This is a genomic window from Pseudomonas putida (assembly GCA_029953615.1).
Lineage (GTDB): Bacteria > Pseudomonadota > Gammaproteobacteria > Pseudomonadales > Pseudomonadaceae > Aquipseudomonas.
On sequence record CP124529.1, the window covers coordinates 4074234 to 4100912 of the forward strand.

The following is a 26679-nucleotide window of genomic DNA, read 5'->3' on the forward strand; positions in this document are numbered from 1 at the left end:
CAATGGCGGCAGGGAAATTTATCCTTGCCGGGGGCCATGCAGCTGCGGAAATGTCCTGCATATGGCTGGCCATTGGCTGATGGTCTGCAGCAGCGTGCTGGCGCCTGCTTGTGCTTTTTGTACAAGCAGGAGACATGAGGATGGACCTGAACAGCTGTAGCACTGCACGCACCTCGCCGGTCACCCTGCGTTTTGGCGTGTTCTTCGATGGCACCGGTAACAACCTGAACAATGTGATGCCGGTGGATGCGCCGGGGAGCAAGGGGGCCAGTTATGCCAACGCCTTGAGCAACGTCGCCCTGTTGCATGCGCTGTACCCGACGCAGGGGGCCAATGCTGACGGAACCATGGCTTTTCTGAAGCGCTATGTCGAGGGCGTAGGCACCCTGGCCGGGGAGGCGGACCATGCCTATGCCTCGGCCACCGGGTGTGGGCGCAGGGGGGCCGAGGCGCGGGTCGACGAGGCCTTGGCGGGGATTGCCGGGCAACTGCGGGAGTGGGGCCAGGCGCACCCACAGGCAAGGCTCGAGCGGGTCGAGTTCGACCTGTTCGGTTTCAGCAGGGGCGCGGCGGCGGTGCGGCATCTGGCCAACCTCCTGCACGATGGCGGCGGCGAGCGCTTGGCTGTGCACAGCGGCATTGGCATCAACTTCATCGGCCTGTTCGACACGGTGGCGGCGATCATTGCGCCGCTGCAGGGCGATTTTGACCCCGCCGACGACCGCCATGGTGGCTTGCGCCTGGGACTGGGCGTGGGCATTGCCCGGCAAGTGGTGCAACTGGTGGCGGGCGACGAGCAGCGGCACAATTTCCCGCTGGTTGGCAGTGGCCATGACATCGTGTTGCCGGGCGTGCACTCGAACATCGGTGGTGGTTACCCAGCTATCACGCAGGAGCAGGTGCTACTGTGCAAACCGCAGTCTCAGCGGGTGCCGGTGGGTATGCGCGCCGAGCATACGCGTGTGCATGCCTCGGTCAGTGCGTTGCTGGCGTCGTCGTTTGGTGAAATGGGCGCGCCCAGGCCGCGGGTGCTGGCCTGGGAGGTACCGATTGCCGGTGGCCTGCCTGGCGAGGCGCAAAAACAGGTCTATGCGGCGGTATACCGCGAACGGGAAGTGGCCGGTCAGCTGTCCCGGGTGTACCTGAGCATCATGCGGGAGCTGGCGGTGCGTGCTGGTGTGCCGTTTGCGCAACTGGGCGGGCAGGCCGAGCATCGGCTGCCGGATGAACTACTGAGCATCAGCCGCAAGTTGCATGCGTTTGCCCTGGGTGAATGTGAACAGCCCGGGCTGACCGAGGATGAGCAGCGATTGTTGCGGGACAGGTACGTGCATGCATCCGCGAACTGGAATGCGTTGAAAGGGTTGCACAGCAGTGTGCTGGATGTGCTGTTCGTCAATCGGCCGGGTGCAGGTGGGCGGGTGGTGCATGCGAACCCGGCGTCTTGATTGCTCGAATTCTCCCTGTGGGAGCGGGCGCGCCCGCTCCCACAGGGATTTGCGCCGGGCCCAGGGTTCATGCAGGGCATCGGCGTTTCCTGGCCGAATACGCTTCCTGTGCCAAGGTCAGCAGCACCGTCAGCAGCATGAACACGATCGATGCCATGAAGATGCCATGAGGCAGGCGTTGGTCGAGCATCCAGCCAAACGCCACTGGCCCGAGGGCACCGCCGATGCTGAAGCCGGTCGAGACCAGCCCGAACGCTTTGCCCTCGGCGCCGCTCGGTGCCGCCGCCTTCACCAGCATGTCCCTCGACGGGGCGATGATCCCGGTCAGCAAGCCAATGGCACCGAGAACCACCACCAACCCCCAGCCACGAAGTAGCCCCAGGGCCACCAGCGCCGTCAGTGCCGCGGCCAGGGCAAAGGCCAATGCCGCCACCAGGCCATGACGTCGGGTCCGGTCAGCCAGTGCTCCGCCGCATAGCACACCCACGGCACTGCTGAGCAGAAACGCCGTGAGCGCCGTGTTGGCCCAGGCCAGGGTCAGGCCTTGGCCCTGGACGAGCGCGGCTACGGAGAATTTCTCGATGGCACTGGTGCTCAGGTTGAGCAACATGAACAGCACCGTCAGTACCCCGAGCATGGGGGTGAACAGTCGTACACGAGCTGTTGCGGGGCCAGCGCTGGCTGTGATTGCAGGCCTGGCGACCTGATAGACGCCACTGCCTGGCACCGATATCAACAGCAAGGCGGCCAGCCCCACTGCCGCGCCTGCAGCCAGGGCTGCCTGCGTGCCGCATACGGCGGCGATGCCGAGAAACACCGCTGGCGTTACCGCCGAGCCGAGGAAGCCGGCAAAAGTATGGATCGAGAACGACCGCCCCAGGCGGCCTTGTTCGATGCCGTTGGCCAGCAGCGCATAGTCGGCCGGGTGGTACACGCCATTGGCCAGGCCGGCCAGGGCCATCGCCACCAACAGCAGCGTGTAGCCGGGGCTGACAGCAACCAACAGGAAGCTGAAGCTGCCTAGCAGCAAGCCTGCCTTGAGCACCTTGCGCGCACCGTAGTGGTCGACGGCATAGCCCAGCGGCGCCTGCACCAGGGCGGAGACGATGTTGAACACGGCCAGGGCCACGCCGAGTTCGACGAACCCTACCCCCAGCAAGCCGGGGAGTACGGGTAGCAGCGCCGGGATCAGCATGATGTGCACATGGCTGACGAAGTGCACGGCAGCAATCTGGGTGAGAAGCTTGGGGCCAGCTTTGGGCATGTCGATACCTGTTGCAGGGCGTGCGCACCTGGCGCACGGCAGGGCAAGGGAAACCCCGCTTACCGGGGAGAGTGGCTGAAACCGGGGAATCGGCCGTTCAGTACGGCATAGGCCAGCAAGCCTATGACCAGCCCCCAGAACGCCCCGCCTATGCCAAACAGGCTGATGTTGGCCGCCGCCGCCAGGAAAGTGATCAGTGCTGCTTCGCGCGAACGGGCATCGACCATTGCGCTGGCCAGGCTGGTGCCGATGGTGCCCAGCAGGGCAAGGCCGGCCAACGTGGTGATGAAGGTAGCCGGCAGGGCCATGAACACACTGGCCAGGGTGACTCCGAACACCCCCACGAGGATGTAGCAGACACCGGCAGCGATACCCGCGACCCAGCGTTTGTCCGGGTCTTCGTGGGCTTCCTTGCCGGTGCAGATGGCGGCGGTGATGGCCGCGATGTTGAAGGCGTGGGAGCCGAACGGTGCCATCAGCAAAGACCCCAGGCCGGTGACCGCCACGATCGGGTTGGCGCTGGTCTTGAAACCGTCGTTGCGCAGCACCAGCATGCCGGGCATGTACTGGCCGGTGAGGGTGATCAGGAACAATGGCAGGGCCACACTCAGGGCGGCGTTTACGGAGAAGGTGGGCACGGTGAACACCGGCGAGGCGAATTCCAGCTTGAGTGTCGCCAGGTCCACCTGGCCCTGGAGTAGCAGGTAGCCCAGGCCCAGCAGCAGAATGCCTGGCACGGCATAGCGGGCGGTAAAACGTTTGAACGCCACATAGGCCGCAATCAGCAACCCGGCCAGCGCGGGGTCGACCGACAGGCCACCGAATGCACCGATACCGAACTGCAACAGGATACCTGCCAGCAATCCGGCGGCAATCCCGCCGGGAATGACCCGCACCAGACGCTCGAAACAACCGGTCAGCCCCAGTATCACGAAACCGGCGGCCGACAGCAGGTAGGCACCAATGGCCTCGCTGTAGGGCACGCTGGCCAACGCCGTGACCAGGAACGCCGCGGCCGGCGTGGACCAGGCGGTGATCACCGGTTCGCGGCTGTACCAGGACAGGGCCAGGCCACTGAGGCCGACGCCGATCGACACGGCCCAGACCCATGACGAGGTCAGTTCCGGGCTCAGCCCGGCCAGCCTGGCGGCCTGGAACACCAGGATGAAGGTGCCGCCGTAATTGACAATGACCGAAACGATTCCCGCCACCACGGGGTGAAGGATGTCGGTCAGCCGTAGCGGGGTTGAAGCGGTATGTGCAGGCGCGTCCATGGGGGGCTCCGGTGATCTGGCACAAGGGTTGGAAAGCCCGGTTTTTATAGCGCTAGAATGGAGGATTAGCCCAGCCACTTTTTCATATCTGGCCATACCAATGTTCAAGCATGCACAGCTGGAATCAGTGAAAGCCTGGATCAGCGACCCGACGCGCCGATCGCTGCCCTTGCACGTACGGATCCAGCGGGCGATACGCCAGCTGATTCTCGAAGGGGCGTTGCCGGTAGGGAAGGCCCTGCCTGCCTCGCGCGCGTTGGCGACCTCGCTGACGGTGTCGCGCGACACGGTGGAGGCCGCTTATGGCCAGTTGCATGCCGAGGGCTTCATCGAGCGCCGGGTAGGCAGCGGCAGTTTCGTTTCACCCCGTGCGCAGCAACTGCCAGCGCGCGCCCGCAGCCGACGGGTACAAGCCCTGGGCGAGCCGCCAGCGCTCAGCCGCCGGGGGCAGGCGCTGTGTCAGGATGGCGGGGTGCGCAACTTCTTCTCACCGCGCCCGTTTGCGCCGGGTGTGGCAGAAACGCGCAACTTCCCCTTGCAGACCTGGGAAAAGCTGCAGCGGCAGGTATTCAAGGAACATGGCACCCAGGCGCTGCTGCACAGCAACGCGCAAGGCACCGAGCCACTGCGGCGGGCGATTGCCGATTACGTCAATCTCGAGCGTGGCGCACAGGCCACGGCCGATCGCGTGCTCATCCTCACCAGTTCGCAACAGGCGTTCAGCCTGTGTGCCCACGTGCTGGCCGATGCCGGCGACCAGGTGGTAATCGAAGACCCGGCGTACCACGGGGCCAGGAAGGCGCTAGCTCTTGCGGGCTTGCAGTGCATCCCCATAGCCGTGGACCCGGATGGCATGCAGGTGGCGCAGATCCCACGTTTGGCCGCCCATGCCAGGGCGGTTTTCCTGACCCCTTCGCACCAGTTCCCCACCGGCGTGACCTTGTCCCTGGACCGGCGCCTGGCGGTGATCGAGTGGGCACGTCAACAACGCGCCTGGATCATCGAGGACGACTACGACAGCGAGTTTCACTATGCCGGCAAGCCCACCGCCTGCGTGCAAGGCCTGGATGCCCACGACCGGACGGTCTACATCGGCACGTTCACCAAGTCGCTGTTCGCCGGCTTGCGCATTGCCTACATGGTCCTGCCGCCGCAACTGGTCGGGCCGATGACCGCAGCGCGGACGTTGCAGGACGGGCATACGGCATCGTTGGCACAACTGACCCTGGCCAGGTTCATCGAAGGTGGGCACTTCGGTGCCCATGTGCGTTTGATGCGGGCGATCTATGCCGAGCGCCGCGATGCCCTGGCGGCGCTGGTGCAGGCGCAGTTGTCCGACTTTGTTGTCGCCCGCGTGCCGGCGGGTGGCATGCAGATGCCCTGTGTATTCACCAGGCCGATGCCTGAAGAACAGGTGGTGAAGGCGGCGCAGGCAGCAGGCATCGACCTGTTGGGGCTCAGTGCCCTGTATGCGTCGTCGAGGGGGGAGGCGGGAGTGTTGATGGGGTTTGCGGCGCATACCCCGGGCGAGCTGGCGCTGGCCGTGGCGAAACTGGCGAAGGTATTGCACCAGGTCGAGGCCAGCCAAGGCGGCGCAAGGCTGTTGCGGTGAGGCCCGGCAGCAGGACGCCACCGGGCAGTTATCGCGGTCAGTTGGCCAGTTCTACCAGCAGGCTTTTCAGATGGTCGCTGCCTTGCGCATCCAGCGGCTGCAGGGGCAGGCGTGCAGCGCCGACAGCGTGGCCGAGCATGTTCAAACCGGCCTTGATGGTGGTGGGCAGGCCACGGCGGGTGATGTACTCCAGCAGTTCGTACTGGCGGTAGAACAGCGCGCGGGCTTCGGCCAGGTTGCCTTGCTGCACTGCGTCCCACAGCCCCAGGTTCAGCGCCGGGATCAGGTTGGGCGCGGCGGTGCACCAGCCTGTGGCGCCAGCTACCAGGGCTTCCAGTGTGAGCGGATTGCAACCGTTGTAGAAGGCCACCTGGCCATCGGAGGCCTTGAACAGACGGTGCATGCGCTGGATGTCGCCGGTGCTTTCCTTGACCATGGTCACATTGGGCACTTCGCCGAGGATGCGCAGGATCAGCTCCACCGAGAGGTCGGTGCCGCTGGTGCCCGGGTTGTTGTAGAGCATGATCGGAATGTCGATGGCCGTACCCACCGCCTTGTAATGGGCAACCACTTCGGCTTCGGTGAGCTTCCAGTAGGAGATGGGCAGCACCATCACCGCTGTGGCACCGCATGCCTGTGCCAGGCGGGCGCGTTGCACGGTGCGCGCGGTGGTCAGGTCGGAGACGCTGACCACGCTGGGCACGCGGCCGGCAATGCGCGCCTGGCTGAAGCGCACCACGGTTTCCCATTCGCTGTCGGACAGGTAGGCGCCTTCGCCGGTGCTGCCCAGCGGTGCGATGGCGTGCACGCCGTCTTCTATCAGGCGGTCGATGGACAGGCCCAGGGCATCCAGGTCGAGCGCGCCGTCTGCCGTGAAGGGAGTGATGGTGTAGCCGATAACGCCGCGAATTACAGGTGTAGACATAACCAGGCACCTTTGCCGTTGTTGGGGAAAGAGTACAGCTTCAGTCAGCCCAGGCAGTCGCCATGGGCACGCAAGGCACGGCGCGCGTAATAGCTGAACGCGGCACCATGACGTTTGGGGGTGGAGATCCAGTCGTGGGCTTCCTTGCCCAGGGCATCCGGAATCGGGCGAATTTCACCGGCGCCCATGGCCAGCAGCTGCATCTTTGCCGCGCGCTCGAACAGCATGGCAAGGACGCAGGCTTCCTCGATCGAGCGGCCGGCGATCAGCAAGCCGTGGTGGGAAAGCAGGATCGCGCGCTTGTCGCCGATCGCCCTGGAGATGATTTCACCTTCTTCGTTGCCCACAGGTACGCCAGGCCATTCCTTGAGGAACGCGCAGTCGTCGAACAGTGGGCAAAGGTCCATGTGCGAGATTGCCAGTGGCACTTCCAGCATCGACAGGGCGGCGCTGTGCAGTGGGTGGGTGTGGATGATGCAATTGACGTCGGGGCGTGCGCGGTACAGCCAGCTATGGAAGCGGTTGGCCGGGTTTGCCATGCCGCGGCCTTGCAGCACGGTGAGGTCTTCGTCGACCACCAGCAGGTTGGAAGCGGCGATCTCGTCGAAGCCCAGGCCAAGTTGTTGCGTGTAGTAGGTGCCAGGCTGCTCGGCGCGGGCGGTGATCTGCCCGGCCAGGCCGGAATCGTGGCCGCCGTCGAACAGAATGCGGCAGGTGAGGGCGAGTTTCTGTCGAGGGGTGTAGGTGTTGTCGGCCAGCGCCGTCAGCATCTGCTGCTGGGCGAGTTTGACGAGCTGGTCCTTGGGGGTCTGCATGGTGGTCGTCATGGGCTGTACCTGCATGAAGGGCCTATACGGGCTGATTGGCGCGAAGCGCTATCAGGACACAAAATCGATATTAATGACACAAAGTGTCATTTGCAAGCGATGTGTCATCGCCACTGCCGTTCATGCGATGTGGTCCAGTGCAAACCGTTATGGCCCGCATACGTAACTGGTATTACTTGCTCGGACCGCACGCTGTTTAGCATCGACCGGGTCTTAACCGCGACGAGAACAACAACGTGAACCTCGCAACCCTAACCAGTCGAAGTGCAAGATACTGGCCCGAGCGCTTGGCGGTGATCGACCGCCACACCCGCCTCACCTTCGCCCAGCTTGAACAGCGGACCAATCAATTGGCCTCGGCCTTGTTGGCCCATGGCATTGCCGGCGGCGAACATGTCGCGATCCTGGCTCCCAACCGGGTCGAGCTGGTGGAGGCTGAGGTGGCTTTCTACAAGGCCGGCCTGGTCAAGGTCCCGGTCAATGCACGCCTGGCGCTGGATGAAGTGATCCAGGTACTGAACGACGCCTGCAGCGTCGCGCTGATCGCCGACCCGCAAGCTGCCGAGGCTTTGCTGGCGCGCAGGCAGGAGGTGCCTGCGCTACGCCTGATCGTTACCCTCGGCGAGCAGGGCGGCGACATTGGCTACGGCGCGTTGCTGGCCCAAGGCAGCAGCGAGCCGGTCAGTTGCGATCTGCCTGACGATGCATTGGCTGTATTGCACTACACCTCGGGCAGCTCCGGTGTGCTCAAGGCAGCAATGCTCAGCGTCGGCAACCGCAAGGCGCTGATCCGCAAGAGCATCGCCAGCCCCACCCGGCGTGCCGGCCCAGGCGACATCATGGCCCACGTCGGCCCCATCACCCATGCCAGCGGCATGCAGCTGATGCCGCTGCTGGCGGTGGGTGCCTGCAGTCTGTTGCTGGAACGCTACGATGACCAGTTGCTGCTCGAGACCATCCAGCGCGAGCGCGTGACCCGGTTGTTCCTGGTGCCGGCCATGATCAACCGTCTGGTCAATTTCCCCGGGGTCGAGCGCTATGACCTGAGCAGCCTGCGCTTGGTGATGTATGGCGCAGCGCCAATGGCGCCAGCGCTGGTCAAGCGGGCTATCGAAGTGTTCGGGCCGATTCTGGCCCAGGGCTACGGCGCTGGCGAAACCTGCTCGCTGGTGACGGTGCTGACCGAGCAGGACCACCTGTGCGAAGGCGGCGACTACCGCCGGCTGGCCTCGTGCGGACGATGCTACTTCGAGACCGACCTGCGTGTAGTGGACGACGATTTCCGCGATGTCCAGCCAGGCGAGGTGGGCGAGATCGTGGTCAAGGGACCGGACATCATGCAAGGCTACTGGCGCGCACCGCATCTCACCGCCGAGGTTATGCGTGATGGCTACTACCTCACCGGCGACCTGGCCACGGTGGACCAGCAGGGTTACGTGTTCATCGTCGACCGCAAGAAGGAAATGATCATTTCCGGTGGCTTCAACATCTACCCCAGCGAAGTCGAACAGGTGCTCTACAGCCTGCCGCAAGTGTTCGAGGCTGCCGTGGTGGGCGTGCCCGACGAGCAGTGGGGCGAAGCGGTGCGGGCAGTGATCGTGCTCAAGCCTGGCATGCAGTTACAGGAGCACGAGGTGATCGAGCATTGCGCCCAGGCTCTTGCCGGGTTCAAGAAACCGCGTGGGGTGGATTTCGTCAGCGAGCTGCCGAAGAACCCCAACGGCAAGGTGGTGCGCCGCCTGATTCGAGACGCCTACTGGCAAAACAGCGAACGCCGCATCTGACCTGAGGAATTGCCATGTATCAGCCAAGCGAAAAGGCCAAACAGATCATCGAGGCCATCGGCGGCTTCGTTCGCAACGAAATCCTGCCCCTGGAACAACGCGCCGGCCTCAGCTGGGCCGAACCGCACCCGCGTGAGGTGCTGCAACAGGTGTGGCAACGCTCGTGCGAGCAGGGCTTCTACAACATCATGCTGCCCGAAACGATTGGCGGTGCGGGTTTGAGCGTGTCCGACCTGTGTGCGGTGAAGGAGGCCACGGTGCTGACGGGCTCCATGCTGGCGCCGCACATTCTCGGCGAGCTTTCCGGGCCGCCGCGAGTCGGCCACCTGTTCAAGGTGGCCAGTCCGGGCCAGATCGAGGCTTTCCTGCAGCCGGTGTGCCGAGCCGAAAAGGCCGTGTGCTTCGCGTTGACCGAAAGTGAAGCCGGGTCCGATGCAACGGCGATCAGGACTACCGCCCGGCGCGACGGCGAGCATTACGTGCTGAGCGGGGCCAAGCGCTACATTTCCGGGGCGCCTTATGCCGATATCGCAATACTGCTCGCGGTCACCGGCCCCGGGCGTGGCGCCCAGGGGATCTCGGCGTTCTTTGTCGAGCTGGATGCGCCGGGCGTGCGGGTGGAAAGCGATTACTCGGTCATGTCCGGTGGCGGCGCCCATGGCGACATCCTTCTCGATGAGGTGCGAGTGCCGGTGGCCAACCGAATTGGCGAGGAGGGGCAGGGCTTCAAGCTGGCAATGGGGCGCATCACTCTCAATCGTCTGCTGCATTGCCCAACCATGCTGGGCCTGGCGGGCCTGGCGCTGAACCTGACGGTCGACTACGCCCGCACACGCAAGCAGTTTGGTCAGCCGATCGCGATGTTCCAGTCGATCAATCACATGATCGCCGACATGGCCACCGAACTGCACGCGGCACGCAGCATGGTATATGCCACTGCCGCGGTGAACGACGCCGGTGGCGATATCCGCACCCAGGCGCCGATGTGCAAGCTGTTCGTATCGGAAACGGCCTTCCGTATCGCCGACCGCGCGGTGCAGATTCATGGGGGGGCCGGGCTGTTGCGGGGCAACCCGGTGGAGTGGATCTTCCGTGCGACCCGTATGATGCGCATTCTTACCGGGACCAGCGAAATCCAGCGCAACACCATTGCCAAGGGCGTGCTCATGCCCGAGCAGTGAAACTGCACGCCCGGTCTCGAGTGGCCGGGCTCTCCCACAAGAACAATAAGAGAGATCGACATGACTCATACTGACTCCCGCGCGCGTGCAGGCACGGCCTGGATGATTGCGGTACTGCTGGCACTGCTTATGCTGGTGAACTTCCTGGACAAGGTGGTCATCGGCCTTGTAGCGGTACCCATGTCCAGGGAACTGGGTTTGTCCCCGGCCGAGTTCGGCCTGGTGGGCGGCGCGCTGCACTGGTTCTTCGCCATCTCTGCAGTGGTCGGTGGCTTCATGGCCAACCGCCGGCCGACCCGCACTCTGCTGTTGGGCATGGGTGCGTTCTGGGCGCTGATCCAGTTGCCCATGCTGTTCGTCACCTCCCTGTGGGCGATTGTCGCTTGCCGGGTGCTGTTGGGCATCGGCGAAGGGCCGGCGTCACCGGTGGCAACCCATGCCTTGTACAAGTGGTTCCCCAACGACCGGCGCAACTTGCCGGTGGCGCTGTTGCATACCGGCAGTGCACTTGGGCTGCTGGTGGCAGGCGCAATGATTCCATGGATCAGCGTGCACTATGGCTGGCGCATGAACTTCATCGTGCTGGCCTTGATCGGTGCGGCGTGGTGCGTGCTGTGGTGGGTATTGGGGCGCGAGGGTACTCTTGACCGCAGCCGCCCCGGTCAGCCCAGGGAAGAACAGGCGCACATCGCCTACCGCCGTCTGCTCGGCGACCGCACCGTGCTGGGCAATTACCTGTGCCACTTCGCCGCCAATTGGTCGCTGGCCCTGACCTTGACGTGGGTGCCAAGTTATCTGGAGACCGGGTTGGGCATCGACCCGATCATGACCGGTCGGGTGTTCGTGCTTTTCGTGGTGGTGACCACGCCGCTGAGCCTGTTCATGGCCTGGCTGTCGCAGCGCATGATGCGCGCCGGGGTGGCGACACGCTGGTCGCGCGGAGCCTTCGTGTCCCTCTGCCTGATTGCCAGCGGGTTGCTGTCGGCGGCATTGTTCCTGCCGGGCCTGGGGAATGTCGAGCGAATCATGAGCCTGACTTTCAGTGGCGGGCTGGCGCTGGTCATGTACTCGGTGGGGCCAGCCATGCTGGCGGAGTTCACGCCAAGCGGGCAGCGTGGCGGTATCCTTGCTATCGGCAATGGTATCGCTTCGCTGGCCGGGCTGGCGGCACCCATCGTCACGGGGTTTCTGGTGCAGGGCGCCGGAGCCGATCACCCGGCGGGGTATGGCCAGGGCTTCCTGGTATGCGGGGCGGTGCTGGTCATTGCCGGGTTGACAGGGTTGGTATGGATGGACCCTCAGAAAACCCGCCAACGGCTGCTGCAGGTGGGCACGGCTGCGCTGGCCCGGGCCTGACCTGCGCTGCGTTCAGAGGCTCTGCTACGGGAGGGGGGCACGCTCGATCAGGGTGCCTTTCCAGCGCTCGCTGCGCACCGCATCCACGAGCAGCCCGCGCACCAGGTCGCGCATGCAGGCGGCGGCGAACGACAATGGCTTGTGCTGCGAATGGGCCAGGGCAATGGTACGAGTGATGCGCGGTTCCACGATCAGCCGCGCGCTGGCCGGGGCGGCCAGGTCCAGCAATGGCGGCCAGTTGCTGATAGTCGCTGCCAGGCCGGCGCGCACCAGGCTGGCTATGCCGGGTGCAGACTGCTGTTCATAGCTTGAATCCAGGGCCACGCCGGTTTCCATGGCCGCCTGCTCGATGCGCCTGCGCAGGTGCAGGCTGCGCGGCGGCATTACCAGCCGGCTCGACGCGGCCTCGGCCAGGGTGATCGGTGAAGCGTCCGGACCATGCGCAGGCAGGCCGACCCAGTACAGGTCTTCGGAGAACACGGGCTCGGCGACAACGTTCGCCAGCTCCTCGGCATTGGGCACCACACCGAAATCCACCTTGCCCAGCTCGATCGCCTGGCCGCCTTCGCGGCTAAGGCCGTCCCATACGGTGAGCTTGATACCAGGAAAGCGCGCCTGCGCCTGGGTGATGATGGCTGGCAACAGCAGCGCCGAAGCCGTGGCCGGAATCGAGATGGCCACGTGGCCCTTGGGGTTGCCGCGGCTGGACTTGAGTTCGTCCTTCACCGAATCAAGCTTCTGTATCACCGAGCGTGCCACTTCGTACAGCTGGCGCCCTGCATCGGTCAGCTCGATGCCGTCATGCTGGCGCGCCAGCAACTGTATTTCCAGTTCGCTTTCCAGCAGTCCTATCTGACGGCTCAATGCCGGCTGGGCAATGAACGCGTGCCGCGCGGCGTTGGAGAAACTGCCGGCTTCGACAATGGCAATCAGGTAACGCAGCTGTTTCAAAGTCATGGCAATTCTCAGGCTATGCCGAAGTGGTATGGCAACTATCGAGAGACGTTATTTGTTCAGCTCTAGTGGCCTACTTAGTATCGGGGAACACCGGACCGAGGATAACAGAAACGTTCACTTATTTATCCAGCCCCTTTTACACAAGCCTTTGCGCCGTGTTTCTGCGCTAACTCGCAACTCACTCTCGAATAAACACAATAAGAGGTTAAGAGTGATGGCATTTCGTGCTTCTGGTCTTTCGGGACCGTTGTCGCTGCTTGCGTCGTCTGTACTTTTTTCTGTACCTGCCCTGGCTGTTCAATTTAATCTGGGAGAGTTAGAAGGACAGTTTGATTCAGCGTTTTCATTGGGTACCAGCATTTCCACTGCCAACCCGGACCCGGCTTTGCACAATAGTGCAAACAGTGATGACGGCCGCCTGAACTTTGCCTCGGGCGATGTATTTTCGGCAGTGTTCAAAGGTACCCATGATCTGGAACTCAAACATGCCAACCTGGGTGTGTTCCTGCGTGGCACGTACTGGTACGACACGGCGCTGCGCGACCATGACCAGCGCTTCAAGCAGGTCGAGGACAACAACCGCAAGCGCTCGGCCAAGACCGCAGGTACCCAGCTGCTCGACGCCTTTGGCTACTACCTCTACGACATCGATGGCCAGCCAGGCTCGGCAAGGCTGGGCAAGCAGGTAGTGAACTGGGGCGAGAGCACCTTCATCCAGGGCGGGCTGAACGTCATCAATCCCTTCAACCTGGCGGCGCTGCGCCGCCCAGGCTCCGAGGTGAAGGACGCGCTGGTGCCGGTGAACCTGTTCTATCTCACGCAGAACCTGACCGAGGCGTTGTCGGTCGATGGCTTCTACCAGTTGGACTGGGACCAGACCCAGCTCGACAACTGTGGCACGTTCTTCTCCAACAACGACTTCCTGCCCGATGGTTGTGATGGCCTGGACGTGGGAGCCAGGTTGCTTGGCAACCCGGCTGCCGTGGCCGGCCTTGTACCCTTTGGCGTGAACCTGACCAGCGAAGGCGTGCGCATACCCCGGGGCAGTGACCAGGATGCCCGCGATGGCGGGCAGTGGGGTGTTTCGTTGCGCTGGTACGTGGCGGCGCTGGACACCGAGTTCGGTGCCTACGCAGCCAACTATCACAGCCGCACGCCTTATCTGGGGACGGTCAGCAGCCCTTATTTCGACAACAGCCGCTTCGCCCCCCAGTTGTGCGCCAACCTGGGCATCGGCCCGGCCGGCTGCGCCGGGTTCCTCGGCTCCGCTGCCGGTCAGTCGCTGGTCGGCGCATTGCGCCTGGGTACCTCCCAGTACCGTGTGCAGTACCCCGAGGACATCCGCATGTACGGGTTGTCGTTCGCCACTACCCTGCGCAGCGGTACGGCCCTGCAGGGTGAGCTGAGTTACCGGCCGAATATGCCCATGCAACTCAACGGTACCGACATCATCCAGTCGCTGCTCAACGTCGAGGGGCGTTCGCCTTTGCTGGGCGACGGGCTGCGGCCAGACAGTGCCAGCACCCTGTTCGACGGCTACCGGCGCAAGGAGGTGACCCAGCTTCAGGTGACCGCCGTACATGCCTTCAGCCAGGTACTGGGGGCCAACCAGATGCTACTGGTGGGCGAAGCCGGGGCCACCTACGTCGGCGGGCTGGAGGGCGGCGGAGGCCCGCGTTACGGCCGCTCGGGTACCTTCAACAGTGGCGCGCTGGCAGACAACAGCGTATGCCGGGCGATTTCCAAGACGCCAGAGCACTGTAACGACCAAGGCTTCATGACCCCGTTCTCCTGGGGCTACCGGTTACGCGCGACTTTGACCTACCCCAACGTGATCGCCGGCTTCGACCTGCGGCCGAACCTGTCCTGGTCGCACGACGTGCACGGTACAGGCCCGGTGGAAGGCTCGGCTTTCAGCGAAGGCTCCAAGGCCGTGAGCGTCGGGCTGGATGCGACGCTTGCCAGTACCTACAGCCTGAGCCTTTCGTACACCGACTTTATCGATGGCGACTACGGCACCCGTGGTGACCGGGACTTTGTCTCGCTGAGCCTGGGCGTCACCTTCTGAGGGCATGATGATGAATATGCGAATGGTGATGATCGGCCTGTTCTGGGCCAGCGGCGCGCTGGCTGCGACAGGCCTGCCAGACAACCTGACCCCTGTGGGCGCCGAACGCGCGGCCAGCCCGGACGGCCGTATCCCGGCCTGGCAAGGCGGGTTGAGCGTCGCCCAGCAGCGTCTGGGTGATAACGGCACGCCGCTGGATCCGTACGCCGCCGAGCAGCCGCTTTACCGGATCACGGCGGCCAATTATCAGCGTTACCAGGGCCAGCTTTCCGATGGCCAGGTAGCCTTGCTCAAGCGCTTCCCGCACACCTTCGAACTGCCGGTCTACCCCACCCATCGCAGTGTCGCGGTGCCTGCCGGCGTCGCCGCCTCGGTCGCCCGCAACGCAGCGCAGGCACAGCTGGATGACCAGGGCAACGGCCTGCGCAGGTTCAATGGAGTGATTGCGTTTCCCCGGCCGGACAACGGCCTGGAAGTGATCTGGAACCATCTGACCCGGCACCGCAATGCCAGCTACATTCAGATGTCCGACAGCGTCACACCGTTCAAGAACGGCCGCTTCGTGCTGATGAGCGCGCGCCAGGATGTAGCCCGCCCGGAAGGCCTGGGCGGGCTGGGTGCAAGCAATGTGCTGTATTACTTCACCTACCGCATGACGGCACCATCACGGCTTGCCGGTGATGCCATGGTGGTTCACGAAACCCTTGACCAGGTAGCCGAGCCCCGCTTGTCCTGGGTCTACAGTGCCAGTCAGCGGCGTGTGCGGCGCGCGCCGAACATCGCCTACGACACCACGGGGCCAGGCACCGCAGGCCTGCGTACTGCCGACAGCCGCGACATGTTCAATGGCGCCCCCGACCGTTACCAGTGGAAGCTGCTGGGCAAGCAGGCCCTGCACGTGCCGTACAACAGCTACCGCCTGGCATCGCCCGAGCTGCGCTATGCCGAGCTGATCAGGCCTGGTCATGTCAATCCGGCGCCCACACGCTACGAGCTTCACCGGGTGTGGGTGGTGGAGGCGACGCTGAAGCCCGGCGCCCAGCACATCTACGCCAAGCGACGCTTCTATGTGGACGAAGACACCTGGGCCATTCTCGAAACCGACAGCTACGATGCTGGCGGCCATCTGTGGCGTACATCACAGGCCCACAGCTTCTACCACCCGAGCGGCGAGGTGGCGGTCAATGCAATGGAGGTCACCTATGACCTCAAGAGTGGCCGCTACCATGCGTCGGGGCTGATCAACGAGCAGCGTCGCCCGTTCGACTTCAATGTTCGCACCAGCCTTTCGTATTTTTCTCCCGGCGCCCTGCGCAGCTTTGGCGTGCGCTGATGGGCGTGTTTGAACCACGGCCGGGCTGGGCTCGGCGTCTGCTGGGGCAGGGCGAAGCGCCCGACCCTCGCTTCACCTTGGCCAACGAGCGCACTTTCCTGGCCTGGATCCGTACCGCGCTGGCGTTGCTGGGAGGTGGCATTGCCATCGAGACCTTTGCCGGCCAGGCCCTGCAGGCACCGCTTCGGCTCTGGCTTGTCGGCAGCCTGATGTTGCTGAGCATGTTGCTGAGCGCCGGCGCCTGCCTGCGCTGGCTGCGTGTGGAGCGTGCCTTGCGTCAGCGCCGGCCATTACCGCTGCCGGCGCTGGTGCCGCTGTTGGCACTGGGTTGCCTGATCGCGGCGTTGATGGCCGCTGTCGTGTTGTGGCCGCGCTGGCATGTCTGATCCGGGCTTGCAGGCCGAACGCACCGAACTGGCTTGGCGGCGTACCTGGCTGGCACTGGTGGCAGTCGCGGGGTTGGCTTTGCGACAGGGCGACCTGGCGCTGGCGGCAGTGGTCGGCTTCGCAACGCTGACGCTGTTGGCCCGCCAGGGGCGGCGCTACAGCGAGGGGCTGGCGATGTTGCGGGCCGAGCGCGGTCAGCCTGCGATTTTGCCGGTAGTGGTGCTGGGTAGCGCGGTGTGCCTGATGGCGCTGGCAGGGTTGTACCGGTTGGCGAACGGGGGCTGAAACCCCTCCCACAGGTACGATGTGAATCCAGACGCGATTGCGGTACCTGTGAGAGCGGGCTTGCCGGCGAAGACGCCGGCGCTCAAGGGGTCACGATGTTGAAACGGGAATCGGCATTCTCCAGGCCGCCCATGAAACGCAGGAACTTCACCCGCTCGCCTTCGATGGAGATCTCGCCCAGCGTGGCTTCCTTGAGGAATCCGGTCTGCTTCAGGGCAATGCGGTCCAACGTCTGTTTGCTCATGCTCACCTGCACATCGGCCTGGGCGTGACGAGTCAGGTCGCGATGGGTGAGCACGCCGTTGCGCAGGGTCAGGGCGTAGTCTTCGCCCAGGTCGGTGAAGCGCCAGTTGATGCTCAGATCGCTCTCCGCCGCCTTGAAGGCATCCACCCGTACCCCAAGGTAATCGAAGAACAGGCTTGGGGTCAGTGCCCGCACCATGTCGTCGGCATTGCCGCCACTGCCGGTAGCGGCGGCTACTCCACCGCGCAGCTCCTGGGCGCCGCTAAGGTAGGCGTTGCGCCAGGTAGCGTTCTCGCTCTGGTAACCCAGCTGTTCCAGCGCATCGGCCTGCAGTTCGCGCGCTGCGGTATTGCCCGGTTCTGCGAATACCAGATGGTTCACCAGCTGCGCGACCCAGCGGTAGTCACCTTCGGCAAAGGCTTGGCGTGCCTGGGCCAGCACCTGATCGGCGCCACCCATTGCCGCCACGTAGCGCTTGCCGGCAGCTTGCGGCGGTAGTGGGTCGAGGTTGGCCGGGTTGCCATCGTAAAAGCCCATGTAGCGTTGGTAGACCGCACGTACGTTATGGCTAAGCGAGCCGTAGTAGTCGCGGCTGTACCACTTGCTGGCCAGGCGCGGCGGAAGGTTGGCCAGGCTCTGGGCGATTTCCATTGGTGTCTGGCCCTGGTTGATCAGGCGCAAGGTCTGGCTATCGATGAAGGCATACATGTCGCGCTGGTCGGCCAGGTACTCGCGGATTGACGGCCCGCCCCAGGTCGGCCAGTGATGCTGGGCAAACACTACCTCGGCCTGATCGCCGTAACGCAACAGCGATTGGTCCAGGTAGTGCGCCCAGACTTTCGGGTCGCGTACCAGCGCACCGCGCAGGGTCAGCACATTGTGCTGCACGTGGGTGGCGTTCTCGGCCATGCACAGAGCCTTGAACCCAGGGAAGTAGATGTTCATCTCCGCTGGCGCTTCGGTGCCCGGGGTCAACTGGAACTCTACCTCCACGCCGCTGAGGGTCATGCGTTGCAGCGGCTGGCTGATTTCCAGCGTCGGCGCTATCAGGCTGACGGTGGCGTTGGCCGGCACCCCTTTGCCCAGACCGGCATCCACCTGGCCGCGTGGCCCGCGGGGCAGGGGGGCGCCGTACATGTACTGGGCGCGGCGCTTCATGGCCGGGCCGGCCAGCACGTTTTCGCCGATGGCATGCTCGAAGAAGCCTTCGGGTGCAATGACCTGGACCTTGCCGGCCTTTACGTCCGCCTCGTCGATCACCCCGCGCGCGCCGCCGAAATGGTCGATGTGCGGGTGGGTGTAGATCAGCGTGGTCACCGGCTACATGCGCGGGCGGTGCCGAAAATACAGTTCAAGGCCCGCCCTGGCGGTTTCGACGGCCAGCAGCGGATCGAGCACGATCAGCCCGTCCTGGCCTTCAACGATGGTCATGTTGGCCAGGTCCAGGCCGCGGACCTGGTAGATGCCTTCGGTGACCTTGAACAGGCCGGCGATGGTGTTCAGCTGGGCGATGCGCCACAGGCTGGGGTTTACCGTGGCCGGGGCCTGCGTCGGGTCGAGAAAACGATACTGACCCAGGTCCCACACAGTCTTGCCATCGGCCGTCGCGACCGGCCCGTCGAAGCGTTCGAGCAGCCCGCGTCGGGCCGCTTCGAAATCCCCGTGGTCATCGAAAGGCAGGCGTTGCAGCCATTGCTGGTTGCTGGCCTGGGTGGCCGGGGTGGCGTCCTTTGCCGCCGTAGTGGCCAGGCTCGGGAGGGGCGCCAGCAGGGCGAGCGCCAGCATCGACAGTGGGAAGCGCATGGTGTGTCCTTGTTGTTATGGTGGCGGACCACTGTAGGGGACGGGTTCAGGCACCAGCCAATACCAGAGCGGCATGGTTGCCATCGCATTTGCTGATGGCCTCAGGCAGACGGAAGCTCCAGGATCTGCTCCACCAGCCAGGCCAGGGCGGGGTCGTGCCGACGATGGGTCAGGTGCACCAGTTCCAGCTCGAAGGGCTCCAGGGCGAAGGGCAGTTCGTGCACCGCCAAGGGCAGCAACTTCGCGAACTGCTGCGCAAGTTGCCGCGGCAGCACCACGCACATTTCGGTGGCGGCGGCCAGATGCGCTGCTTGAAGGTAGTTGGGGGTGGTGTAGGCAATTTGCCGGGTCAGGCCTTGTTCTGCCAGCCATTGGTCGACCATGCCGCGGGTCTGGCCACCGTGTACCCAGATGTGCCGCAAACCGAGAAACGCCTGAAGATCCAGTGCCTGGTCCGGCGCCAGCTGCGGATGCTTCTGGCGCAACGCGACTTGCAGGGTTTCACGCCTCCAGGGGCGGCGGCTGAAGCGCGCCGGTACCTCATCGAAGCGCCCCAGTACCAGGTCGAGGTCGCCGCGGTCCAGCGCTTCGGCCGGCAGGTTGGGAGCCAGGTGCACCACATCGATGCGCAAGTGCGGGGCCAGTACCTGCAGGCGCCCTAGCAGCGGCGGCATGCACAACTGTTCGACGAAGTCGGTAAGGGCGATGCGCAGCTGACGGTGGCTGCGCTGTGGCTCGAAGGCATCGCCAGTGGCCAGGGTCTGCTCGATTTGTTGCAGCGCCGCTCGAATCGGCCCTTCCAGTGCCAACGCCCGTGGTGTAGGGCGCATGCGCCGGCCCACACGAACCAGCAGCGGGTCGCCCAGCTGGTCGCGCAGCCGCGCCAGGGCGTTGCTGACAGTGGGCTGGGTCAGGGCCAGGCGTTCAGCCGCCCGTGAGACGTTCTGCTCGCGCAGCAACATGTCGAAAACCCGCAGCAGGTTCAGATCGAAGTTAGAAATATTCATGGGCAGAATATATGGCATACGAAATTGAAATTTCAAAAATACCTGCGGCCTGCTTAGGGTGATGCCTGTCCTCATACCTACAACAAGCAGGAGCGTTGCGCGTGAATACCCCCTTTCCGATCAACCAGGTGGCCGTGATAGGCGCAGGTACGATGGGCCGCGGCATTGTCATCAGCCTCGCCAGTGCCGGGCTGTCGGTGCTGTGGCTCGACAGCAACGCATCAGCCCTGGACGCTGGCCTGAGCATGGTCAGCCAGGCCTGGACCCAGCAGGTGGAGAAGCAGCGTGTCACCCAGGCCGAGGCCGAAGCCTGCCAGGCGCGGGTGCAGGCGGTGGATGGCTACGCCGCGCTGGCCCAGGCCGATCTGGTGATCGAGGCAGTGTATGAAAGCCTTGAACTCAAACAGGAAATCTTCCGGGCCCTGGATCAGCACCTCAAACCGGAGGCGATCCTGGCCAGTAATACCTCGGCGCTGGACATCGACGCGATCGCGGCGGTAACCCGGCGACCGTCACACGTTCTGGGCCTGCATTTCTTCAGCCCCGCGCATGTCATGAAGCTGCTCGAAATAGTGCGCGGCGCGCACACCGACCAGGCTGTGCTCCATACCGCCCTGGCGCTGGGCGAGCGCCTGGGCAAGGTGGCGGTAGTGGCCGGCAACTGCCCCGGTTTCATTGGCAATCGCATGCTGCGCAGTTATGTGGCCGAAGCGCGCAAGTTGCTGCTCGAAGGCGCGCTGCCGCACCAGGTGGATGCGGTGCTGCAACAGTTCGGTTTTGCCATGGGCCCGTTTCGCATGTACGACGTGGTCGGCATCGACCTGGAATGGCGTGCCCGCCAGCTGGCCAGGCAGGGCATGCACGATCCGCTGGTGCAAGTGGATAATGCGCTGTGTGATCTGGGCCGGCTGGGTCAGAAGACGGGGAAGGGTTATTACCGTTATGCACCTGGCAGCCGCCAGGCCGAGCATGACCCCGAGGTCGACGCCCTGGTGCTCAATATCTCCAACGACCTGGGTTACCGACGCCGAGGCATCAGCGCCGAGGAAATCGTCGAGCGCTGCCTGCTGGCGCTGGTCAACGAGGGCGCGAAGATTCTGCAGGAAGGCATCGCTGCCAGCAGCGCCGACATCGACCGGGTGTGGCTCAATGGTTATGGCTTCCCTGCGGCCAAAGGCGGCCCGATGCGCTGGGCCGATGACCAGGGTGCAGCATTCGTCCTGGCCCGGCTGGAATACCTGCAAAGTGTACTGGGCGAGCACTGGCGCCCGGCCGCTCTGCTCTACACGCTGGTGGCCAACGGCAAGCGTTTCGAGCAGCAGGCGGAGGTTCAGGCATGAACTACCAGGCTCCCTTGCGCGACATGCGCTTCGTGCTGCACGAGCTGTTCGACGTTGCCGCCCATTGTCAGCAGCTGGGTATCGAACTGGACCGCGACACGCTCGACGGCATACTGGAAGAGGCCGCGCGCTTTACCGGCGAGGTAGTCGCTCCGCTCAACCGCAACAGTGACGAGCAGGGCTGCCAGCTGGTTGAGGGGGAGGTCATCACGCCCGATGGTTTCCGCGACGCCTACCGGCAGTACGTGGCCCATGGCTGGGCCAGCATGACCGGGCCGCAGGCTTACGGCGGGCAGGGGCTGCCGCAAATGGCCTCCGCCAGCTTCCACGAGATGCTGATGGCCGCGTCGTTGTCGTTCCGCATCTACTCCGGCCTCACCGAGGGTGCCGTGCTGGCCCTGCATCGCCATGGAAGCCCGGCGTTGCAGCAGTCTTATCTGGCGCGCATGGTCAGTGGCGAGTGGGCCGGCACCATGTGCCTCACCGAGCCGCAGGCCGGCACCGACCTGGCCTTGCTGCGCACCCGCGCCCAGCCGCAGGTCGACGGTTCCTGTCGCATCACAGGCAGCAAGATCTTCATCAGTGGCGGCGAACAGGACCTGACCGACAATATCGTTCATCTGGTACTTGCACGCCTGCCCGATGCGCCGGCCGGGGTGCGGGGCATCAGCCTGTTCCTGGTGCCCAAGCTGCTGCCGGGCGGCGAACGCAACGCGTTGGGCTGTGGCGCGCTGGAGCACAAGATGGGCATCAAGGGCGCCTCGACTTGCGTTATGAATTTCGACGGTGCCCAGGGATGGCTGGTAGGCGAGGCCAACCAAGGCCTGGCGTGCATGTTTACCATGATGAACGACGCCCGTTTCCAAGTCGGCCTTCAGGGGCTGGGCATCGCCGAAGCGGCCTTCCAGGGTGGCCTGGCCTATGCACGCGAACGCTTGCAATCGCGCGCTCTGACCGGCCCGGCGGCAGCGAACAAGCCGGCCGATCCGATCATTGTCCACCCGGATGTGCGACGCATGCTGCTGACCCAGAAAACCCTCACCGAGGGCTGCCGTATGCTGGCCATCTATACCGCCCGGCAGCTCGACCTGGAACACGCAGCGGCGAGCGATCAGGCGCGCGAGGGCGCAACCCGGCGGGCAGCACTGCTGATCCCGATCGTCAAGGCGTTTTTTACCGATGTCGGGCAGGAGGTAGCCAGCCTTGGCGTGCAGCTATATGGCGGACACGGCTATATCCGCGAGTGGGGCATGGAGCAGTTGATGCGCGACAGCCGTATCACCCAGCTCTATGAAGGCACCAACGGCATCCAGGCTCTCGACCTGGTGCGCCGCAAGCTGCTGGGCGACGGCGGGGCCGAGCTGAACTTGCTGGTCGATGAACTGGCCCTGCATGTCGAGGCGGCTGGTGTCGGAGGTGGTCTGCATGCCATGGCGACAGCGGTCGGGCAGCGCCTGGAGGAATGGCGTGCGCTGGCAGGCCATGTAGTCGAGGCTTGCCAGCGTGACCCTCAGGAAATGGGCGCGGTCTCGGTGGACTTCCTGGCCTACTCGGCCTATGTGCTGCTTGCCGCGTTGTGGCTGCAGGCGGCCGTGCGCGCCGAGACGGCGCTGGCTGGCGGCAGTGCCGAAACGGATTTCTACCGGGCCAAGCTGCACGCGGCGCAGTTCTACTGGCGACGCGTCCTGCCCCGCGCCACCGCGCACCGCGAAGCCCTGCTGGGCGGTGCAGATTGCCTCATGGCACTGCCAGCGAGCGACTTTGCCTTCTGACGCAGGGCCAACGACGACAAGGAGAGCCAGATGCAGCCTTTCAGCTTTGCCACTACCGGGCAGATCCTCTGCGAAGCGGGCGCGGTGCAGCGCCTTGCCACTCTGTGCCGCGAGCGCGGCGCACGGCGCGTGCTGATCGTCAGTGACCCCGGTATCGCCCGCCTGGGTATGCTTGATGATCTGCTGCCGGGATTCACGACGGCCAAGGTCGGCGTGGCTATCTTCAGCGAGGTTACCGCCGACCCCAGCGAAGCCTGTGTACTGGCCGCCACCCAGCGGGCCCGGCATATCGGTGCCGACCTGGTGGTAGGTTTTGGCGGCGGCAGTTCGATGGATGTTGCCAAGCTGGTCGCGCTGCTGGCCCACCGCGACTGCAACCAGCCGCTTGCCGAGCTCTATGGCGTGGACAAGGCCAAGGGCCGACGCCTGCCGTTGATCCAGGTGCCGACCACGGCCGGCACCGGTTCGGAGGTGACGCCGATCGCCATCGTCACCACCGGCGCCACCAGCAAGATGGGCATCGTCTCGCCGCTGCTGCTGCCGGACCTGGCGGTACTCGATGCCGTGTGCACCCTCGGCCTGCCCCCGGCGGTAACCGCTGCAACCGGTATCGATGCCATGGTGCATGCCATCGAAGCCTATACCAGCCGTCTCAAGCGCAACCCGCTGTCGAGCCTGCTGGCGCGCGAGGCCCTGCGGCTGCTGGCGGAAAACCTGGATCAGGCCGTGCACAACGGCGGCAATCTGGACGCGCGTCAGGCCATGCTGCTGGGCGCCTGCCTGGCCGGCCAGGCGTTTGCCAATGCTCCGGTGGCGGCCGTGCACGCGCTGGCATATCCATTGGGTGGGCACTTCCACATTCCCCATGGCCTGTCCAATGCATTGGTGTTGCCGCATGTGCTGCGTTTCAACCTGCCCGTGGCGGTGACGGACTATGCCCAGCTGGCGGTGCCCCTGTTGGGCGCACGGTTGCAGCCTGGCGACCTGTACCGGCAGGCTGATCAGTTCGTCGAGGAACTGGCCGCGCTGGGCGCCCGCTGCGGTTTGCCTGGGCGGCTGCGTGATGCCGATGTTCCGCGCCATCGCCTGCCGCAACTGGCAGAAGATGCCATGCAACAGCAGCGCCTGCTGATCAACAACCCGCGTGAAGTCACCCAGGCCGATGCACTGGCCATCTACGAGGCTGCCTACTGATGAGTGTGCATCGGCAACGTGACTACTACCGGCACTACACGCCAATCGCCACCCGTTGGCATGACAATGACGCCTACGGGCACGTGAACAACGTGGTCTATTACGGCTTTTTCGACAGCGCCGTGAACCGCCTGCTGATCGAGCAGGGCGGACTGGATATCCACCATGGCGCGGCGATTGCGCTGGTGGTCAGTTCGGCCTGCGACTACCAGTCGCCTGTAGCGTTTCCGCAGGGCATCGAGGTGGGCCTGGCGGTAAGCCGGCTGGGCAACACCTCGGTGCAGTACCAGTTGGCCGTATTCATCCAGGGCCAATCCCTGGCTTGCGCTACCGGACGCTTCGTCCATGTATTCGTCGACCGGGAGGGCCGACGCCCGGTCCCGGTGCCTGCCCGCTTGCGGCAGGTGTTGAGCGAACTGCAGCCTTTATCCCCTGAGGAATTTCGACCATGAAAGACGCCGTGATCGTAGCCACTGCCCGTACACCCATCGGCAAAGCCATGCGTGGCGCCTTCAACGACCTGAAAACCCCCAGCATGACTGCCGTCGCCATTCGGGCAGCCGTCGAGCGGGCTGGTATCGAGCCGGCGCAGGTGGAGGATCTGGTGCTGGGTACCGCCATGCAGAGTGGTACTGCCGCGATCAACCCTGGCCGACTGTCGGCGCTGGCCGCCGGTTTGCCGCAATCGGTCAGCGGGCAGACCCTCGACCCGCCAGTGTGCGTCGGGCCTGATGGCCATCGCTACAGCGGCCAAGCAGATCATTGTCGATGGCATGCAGGTGACCATCGGCGCCGGCCAGGAGCAGATCAGCCTGGTCCAGCAGGTGCACAACCAGCTGGCCAGCGAGGCCTATGACCCTGCTGTGCTGCGGATGAGCGAACATGCTTACATGCCGATGCTGCAAACCGCCGAGTTTGTCGCCCGCCGCTATGGCATCAGCCGGGAAGCGCAGGACGCCTACGCCTTGCAGTCGCAGCAGCGCACTGCAGCGGCGCAGGCGGCGGGGTTGTTTGCCGATGAAATCGTGCCCGTCTCGGCACGCAGGAAGGTGGTCGACAAGCTGTCCGGTGCGGTGAGCCATGAGGAAGTCTGCCTCAGCCAGGACGAAGGTAACCGACCGGCGACCACCCTGGCAGACCTGCAAGGGCTGAAGCCCGTTATCGAAGGCGGCTGCGTGACGGCCGGCAATGCCAGCCAGCTGTCTGATGGCGCCAGTGCCTGCGTGCTGATGGAAGGCGCACTGGCCGCAAGGTCGGGCAAGGCCCCGCTGGGGCTGTATCGTGGTATCGCCGTGGCCGGCCTGGCTCCTGAAGAAATGGGTATCGGCCCGGTGCTGGCGGTGCCCAGGTTGCTGCACCAGCACGGCCTGAAGGTGGACGACATCGGTCTGTGGGAGCTGAACGAAGCGTTCGCCTGCCAGGTACTGTACTGTGCCCAGCGTTTGCAGATAGACCCTGCGAAACTGAACGTCAATGGCGGTGCCATTGCCATCGGCCACCCCTACGGCATGAGCGGGGCGCGGATGGTCGGGCATGCGCTTCTGGAAGGCAGGCGGCGCGGGGTGAAGTACGTGGTGGTGACCATGTGCGTTGGCGGCGGGATGGGCGCGGCAGGGCTGTTCGAAGTGCTGTAGAGCATCCGTCAGGCCAGCCCCGGCCTCGGCGGCTGGCTGCAGCCTGAGCCAGTCAGGGCGCGCCGAACAGCATCGTCCAGTACACGCCGTTATCGCTACGCGAGTTCTCGGCAAAGGCCGCGCCCACCTGGGTAAACATCGGGTTCATCAGGTTGGCGCAGTGCCCGGGGCTGGCCAGCCAACCTGCCATCGCCTTGCTCGGTGACCCTTGGCCTGCGGCAATGTTCTCGCCGATCTGCCGCCCACGGTAGCCGGCATCCCATGCCCGATCCGCGGGTAGATCACCGTCGAGGTCGCGGTGCGCGAAGAAATTATCGTTGGCCATCGCGCGGCTGTGTCGCTGCGCCGCCGTTCCCAGGGCGGTGTTCCAGGCCAGCGGGCGTGCAGCGGCAAAGCGCTTGCGACCACACAGGCGTGGTTTCGCCCTTGCGGCGTTCACCTGTGCCAGCAACGCTTTGCTTGCCGATCGCCTATCGTCGAGCTGGGCATCGAGCAGGGGCCGAGCCAGCAGCACCCGCCACTCGTTGCGTGAGCGACTTACGCCGATATCGGCATATTGGCTATCGAGCAGGGCCGTGCAGTAGTCGCTGCGGAGCATGTCAAAGGCCTCCTCGGCATCTCGTGCACCGACCAGGCGGATGGCGCGCACCTTCACCGCCTGATAACCCGCAGCCTTCAATCCTTCCCGCAACCCCCCGCCGTAGCCGACCGGCAACGCCAGTTTCGGCTTCAGCACCAGCGGCGTCGAGCCGCGGATAATGCGCCGCTCGCAGCGCTGTGGCTGGGCGCGATAGTCGTTGATGGCTGCCACCAGTTGCCTTTCCCCGCTGGCTTGGGCGGGGTTGGCGAACAGGTGGAAAAAAGGAATAAGGCAGAGCGAGACGAAGGGGGAGCGACGGACTGCGTGGCGCATGGGGTGAATGGCTCTGGTGGATAACGACGGCAAGGCCGATTTGAGGGCTCGCCTAAGACTGTGCGGCTCAA

Annotated in this window: 20 protein-coding genes and 2 pseudogenes; 14 read left to right on the forward strand and 8 right to left on the reverse strand. The window is 64.5% G+C overall.

The features are described 5' to 3' along the window. Positions 1 to 140 precede the first annotated feature (140 nt). Positions 141 to 1448 carry a DUF2235 domain-containing protein gene (locus tag QIY50_18750; protein ID WGV19393.1) on the forward strand — a complete coding sequence of 436 codons (1308 nt, stop codon included), beginning with the start codon at positions 141 to 143 and terminating at the stop codon, positions 1446 to 1448. 67 nt (positions 1449 to 1515) lie between these two features. Here the strand turns inward: QIY50_18750 and QIY50_18755 are convergent, their stop codons facing one another. Together QIY50_18755 and QIY50_18760 are read right to left on the reverse strand one after the other, a co-directional pair. Beyond that, positions 1516 to 2712 (reverse strand): MFS transporter, encoded by a 1197-nt coding sequence (locus tag QIY50_18755; protein ID WGV19394.1) that lies wholly within the window; start codon positions 2710 to 2712, stop codon positions 1516 to 1518. A gap of 59 nt (positions 2713 to 2771) precedes the next feature. After that, positions 2772 to 3986, reverse strand: a complete 1215-nt coding sequence (locus tag QIY50_18760) for a benzoate/H(+) symporter BenE family transporter (protein WGV19395.1) — start codon at positions 3984 to 3986, stop codon at positions 2772 to 2774. 100 nt (positions 3987 to 4086) lie between these two features. Between QIY50_18760 and QIY50_18765 the strand changes: the two genes are divergently transcribed. Further along, positions 4087 to 5598, forward strand: a complete 1512-nt coding sequence (locus QIY50_18765; protein WGV19396.1) for a PLP-dependent aminotransferase family protein — start codon at positions 4087 to 4089, stop codon at positions 5596 to 5598. Positions 5599 to 5635: 37 nt separating this feature from the next. On the opposite strand, the gene QIY50_18770 is transcribed toward QIY50_18765, so the two are convergent. Continuing rightward, positions 5636 to 6523, reverse strand: coding sequence for a dihydrodipicolinate synthase family protein (locus QIY50_18770; GenBank protein WGV19397.1), 888 nt, complete (start codon positions 6521 to 6523; stop codon positions 5636 to 5638). Positions 6524 to 6567: 44 nt separating this feature from the next. Further along, positions 6568 to 7350, reverse strand: coding sequence for an aldolase (locus QIY50_18775; GenBank protein ID WGV19398.1), 783 nt, complete (start codon positions 7348 to 7350; stop codon positions 6568 to 6570). A 236-nt stretch (positions 7351 to 7586) separates the two neighbouring features. Here QIY50_18775 and QIY50_18780 point away from each other — a divergent pair, with 236 nt between their 5' ends. From QIY50_18780 to QIY50_18790, 3 genes are all read left to right on the forward strand, one after another. Next, positions 7587 to 9134, forward strand: coding sequence for an AMP-binding protein (locus QIY50_18780; GenBank protein ID WGV19399.1), 1548 nt, complete (start codon positions 7587 to 7589; stop codon positions 9132 to 9134). Between the two features lie 14 nt (positions 9135 to 9148). Continuing rightward, positions 9149 to 10315: an acyl-CoA dehydrogenase family protein gene (locus QIY50_18785; protein ID WGV19400.1), complete on the forward strand. Its 1167-nt coding sequence runs from the start codon at positions 9149 to 9151 to the stop codon at positions 10313 to 10315. A 102-nt stretch (positions 10316 to 10417) separates the two neighbouring features. After that, positions 10418 to 11671: an MFS transporter gene (locus QIY50_18790; GenBank protein WGV23089.1), complete on the forward strand. Its 1254-nt coding sequence runs from the start codon at positions 10418 to 10420 to the stop codon at positions 11669 to 11671. A 24-nt stretch (positions 11672 to 11695) separates the two neighbouring features. Here the strand turns inward: QIY50_18790 and QIY50_18795 are convergent, their stop codons facing one another. Next, positions 11696 to 12628 carry a LysR family transcriptional regulator gene (locus tag QIY50_18795; protein ID WGV19401.1) on the reverse strand — a complete coding sequence of 311 codons (933 nt, stop codon included), beginning with the start codon at positions 12626 to 12628 and terminating at the stop codon, positions 11696 to 11698. A 214-nt stretch (positions 12629 to 12842) separates the two neighbouring features. On the opposite strand from QIY50_18795, the gene QIY50_18800 reads away from it, so the two are divergent. From QIY50_18800 to QIY50_18815, 4 genes are read left to right on the forward strand one after another with little or no spacing between them, the layout of a single operon-like run. Continuing rightward, positions 12843 to 14696, forward strand: a complete 1854-nt coding sequence (locus QIY50_18800; GenBank protein ID WGV19402.1) for a DUF1302 domain-containing protein — start codon at positions 12843 to 12845, stop codon at positions 14694 to 14696. A 22-nt stretch (positions 14697 to 14718) separates the two neighbouring features. Continuing rightward, complete coding sequence (locus QIY50_18805; protein WGV23090.1) at positions 14719 to 16029, forward strand: DUF1329 domain-containing protein; 1311 nt, start codon at positions 14719 to 14721, stop codon at positions 16027 to 16029. After that, positions 16029 to 16415 (forward strand): DUF202 domain-containing protein, encoded by a 387-nt coding sequence (locus tag QIY50_18810; protein WGV19403.1) that lies wholly within the window; start codon positions 16029 to 16031, stop codon positions 16413 to 16415. Before QIY50_18805 ends, QIY50_18810 begins: the two co-directional genes overlap by 1 nt. Then, complete coding sequence (locus QIY50_18815; protein WGV19404.1) at positions 16408 to 16701, forward strand: DUF202 domain-containing protein; 294 nt, start codon at positions 16408 to 16410, stop codon at positions 16699 to 16701. Before QIY50_18810 ends, QIY50_18815 begins: the two co-directional genes overlap by 8 nt. 82 nt (positions 16702 to 16783) lie before the next feature. On the opposite strand, the pseudogene QIY50_18820 reads toward QIY50_18815, so the two are convergent. Together QIY50_18820 and QIY50_18825 are read right to left on the reverse strand one after the other, a co-directional pair. After that, a pseudogene (locus QIY50_18820) lies at positions 16784 to 18748 on the reverse strand (alkyl sulfatase dimerization domain-containing protein). Positions 18749 to 18849: 101 nt separating this feature from the next. Next, on the reverse strand, positions 18850 to 19773 hold the full coding sequence (locus tag QIY50_18825; protein WGV19405.1) for a LysR family transcriptional regulator: 924 nt from the start codon (positions 19771 to 19773) through the stop codon (positions 18850 to 18852). Positions 19774 to 19856: 83 nt separating this feature from the next. Here QIY50_18825 and QIY50_18830 point away from each other — a divergent pair, with 83 nt between their 5' ends. The 5 genes and pseudogenes from QIY50_18830 (at position 19857) to QIY50_18850 (ending at position 25695) form a co-directional block, all read left to right on the forward strand. Continuing rightward, positions 19857 to 21095 (forward strand): 3-hydroxyacyl-CoA dehydrogenase NAD-binding domain-containing protein, encoded by a 1239-nt coding sequence (locus tag QIY50_18830; protein WGV19406.1) that lies wholly within the window; start codon positions 19857 to 19859, stop codon positions 21093 to 21095. After that, a complete protein-coding gene (locus tag QIY50_18835; protein WGV19407.1) occupies positions 21092 to 22867 on the forward strand; it encodes an acyl-CoA dehydrogenase C-terminal domain-containing protein in 1776 nt (591 codons plus the stop codon). The genes QIY50_18830 and QIY50_18835 overlap by 4 nt, the downstream gene beginning before the upstream one ends. A 30-nt stretch (positions 22868 to 22897) precedes the next feature. Continuing rightward, on the forward strand, positions 22898 to 24061 hold the full coding sequence (locus QIY50_18840; GenBank protein WGV19408.1) for an iron-containing alcohol dehydrogenase: 1164 nt from the start codon (positions 22898 to 22900) through the stop codon (positions 24059 to 24061). Further along, positions 24061 to 24513 carry a thioesterase family protein gene (locus QIY50_18845; protein ID WGV19409.1) on the forward strand — a complete coding sequence of 151 codons (453 nt, stop codon included), beginning with the start codon at positions 24061 to 24063 and terminating at the stop codon, positions 24511 to 24513. The genes QIY50_18840 and QIY50_18845 overlap by 1 nt, the downstream gene beginning before the upstream one ends. Then, positions 24510 to 25695, forward strand: a pseudogene (locus QIY50_18850) (acetyl-CoA C-acyltransferase). Before QIY50_18845 ends, QIY50_18850 begins: the two are co-directional and overlap by 4 nt. A gap of 52 nt (positions 25696 to 25747) precedes the next feature. Here the strand turns inward: QIY50_18850 and QIY50_18855 are convergent. After that, on the reverse strand, positions 25748 to 26608 hold the full coding sequence (locus QIY50_18855; GenBank protein ID WGV23091.1) for a CAP domain-containing protein: 861 nt from the start codon (positions 26606 to 26608) through the stop codon (positions 25748 to 25750). Positions 26609 to 26679: the final 71 nt, after the last annotated feature.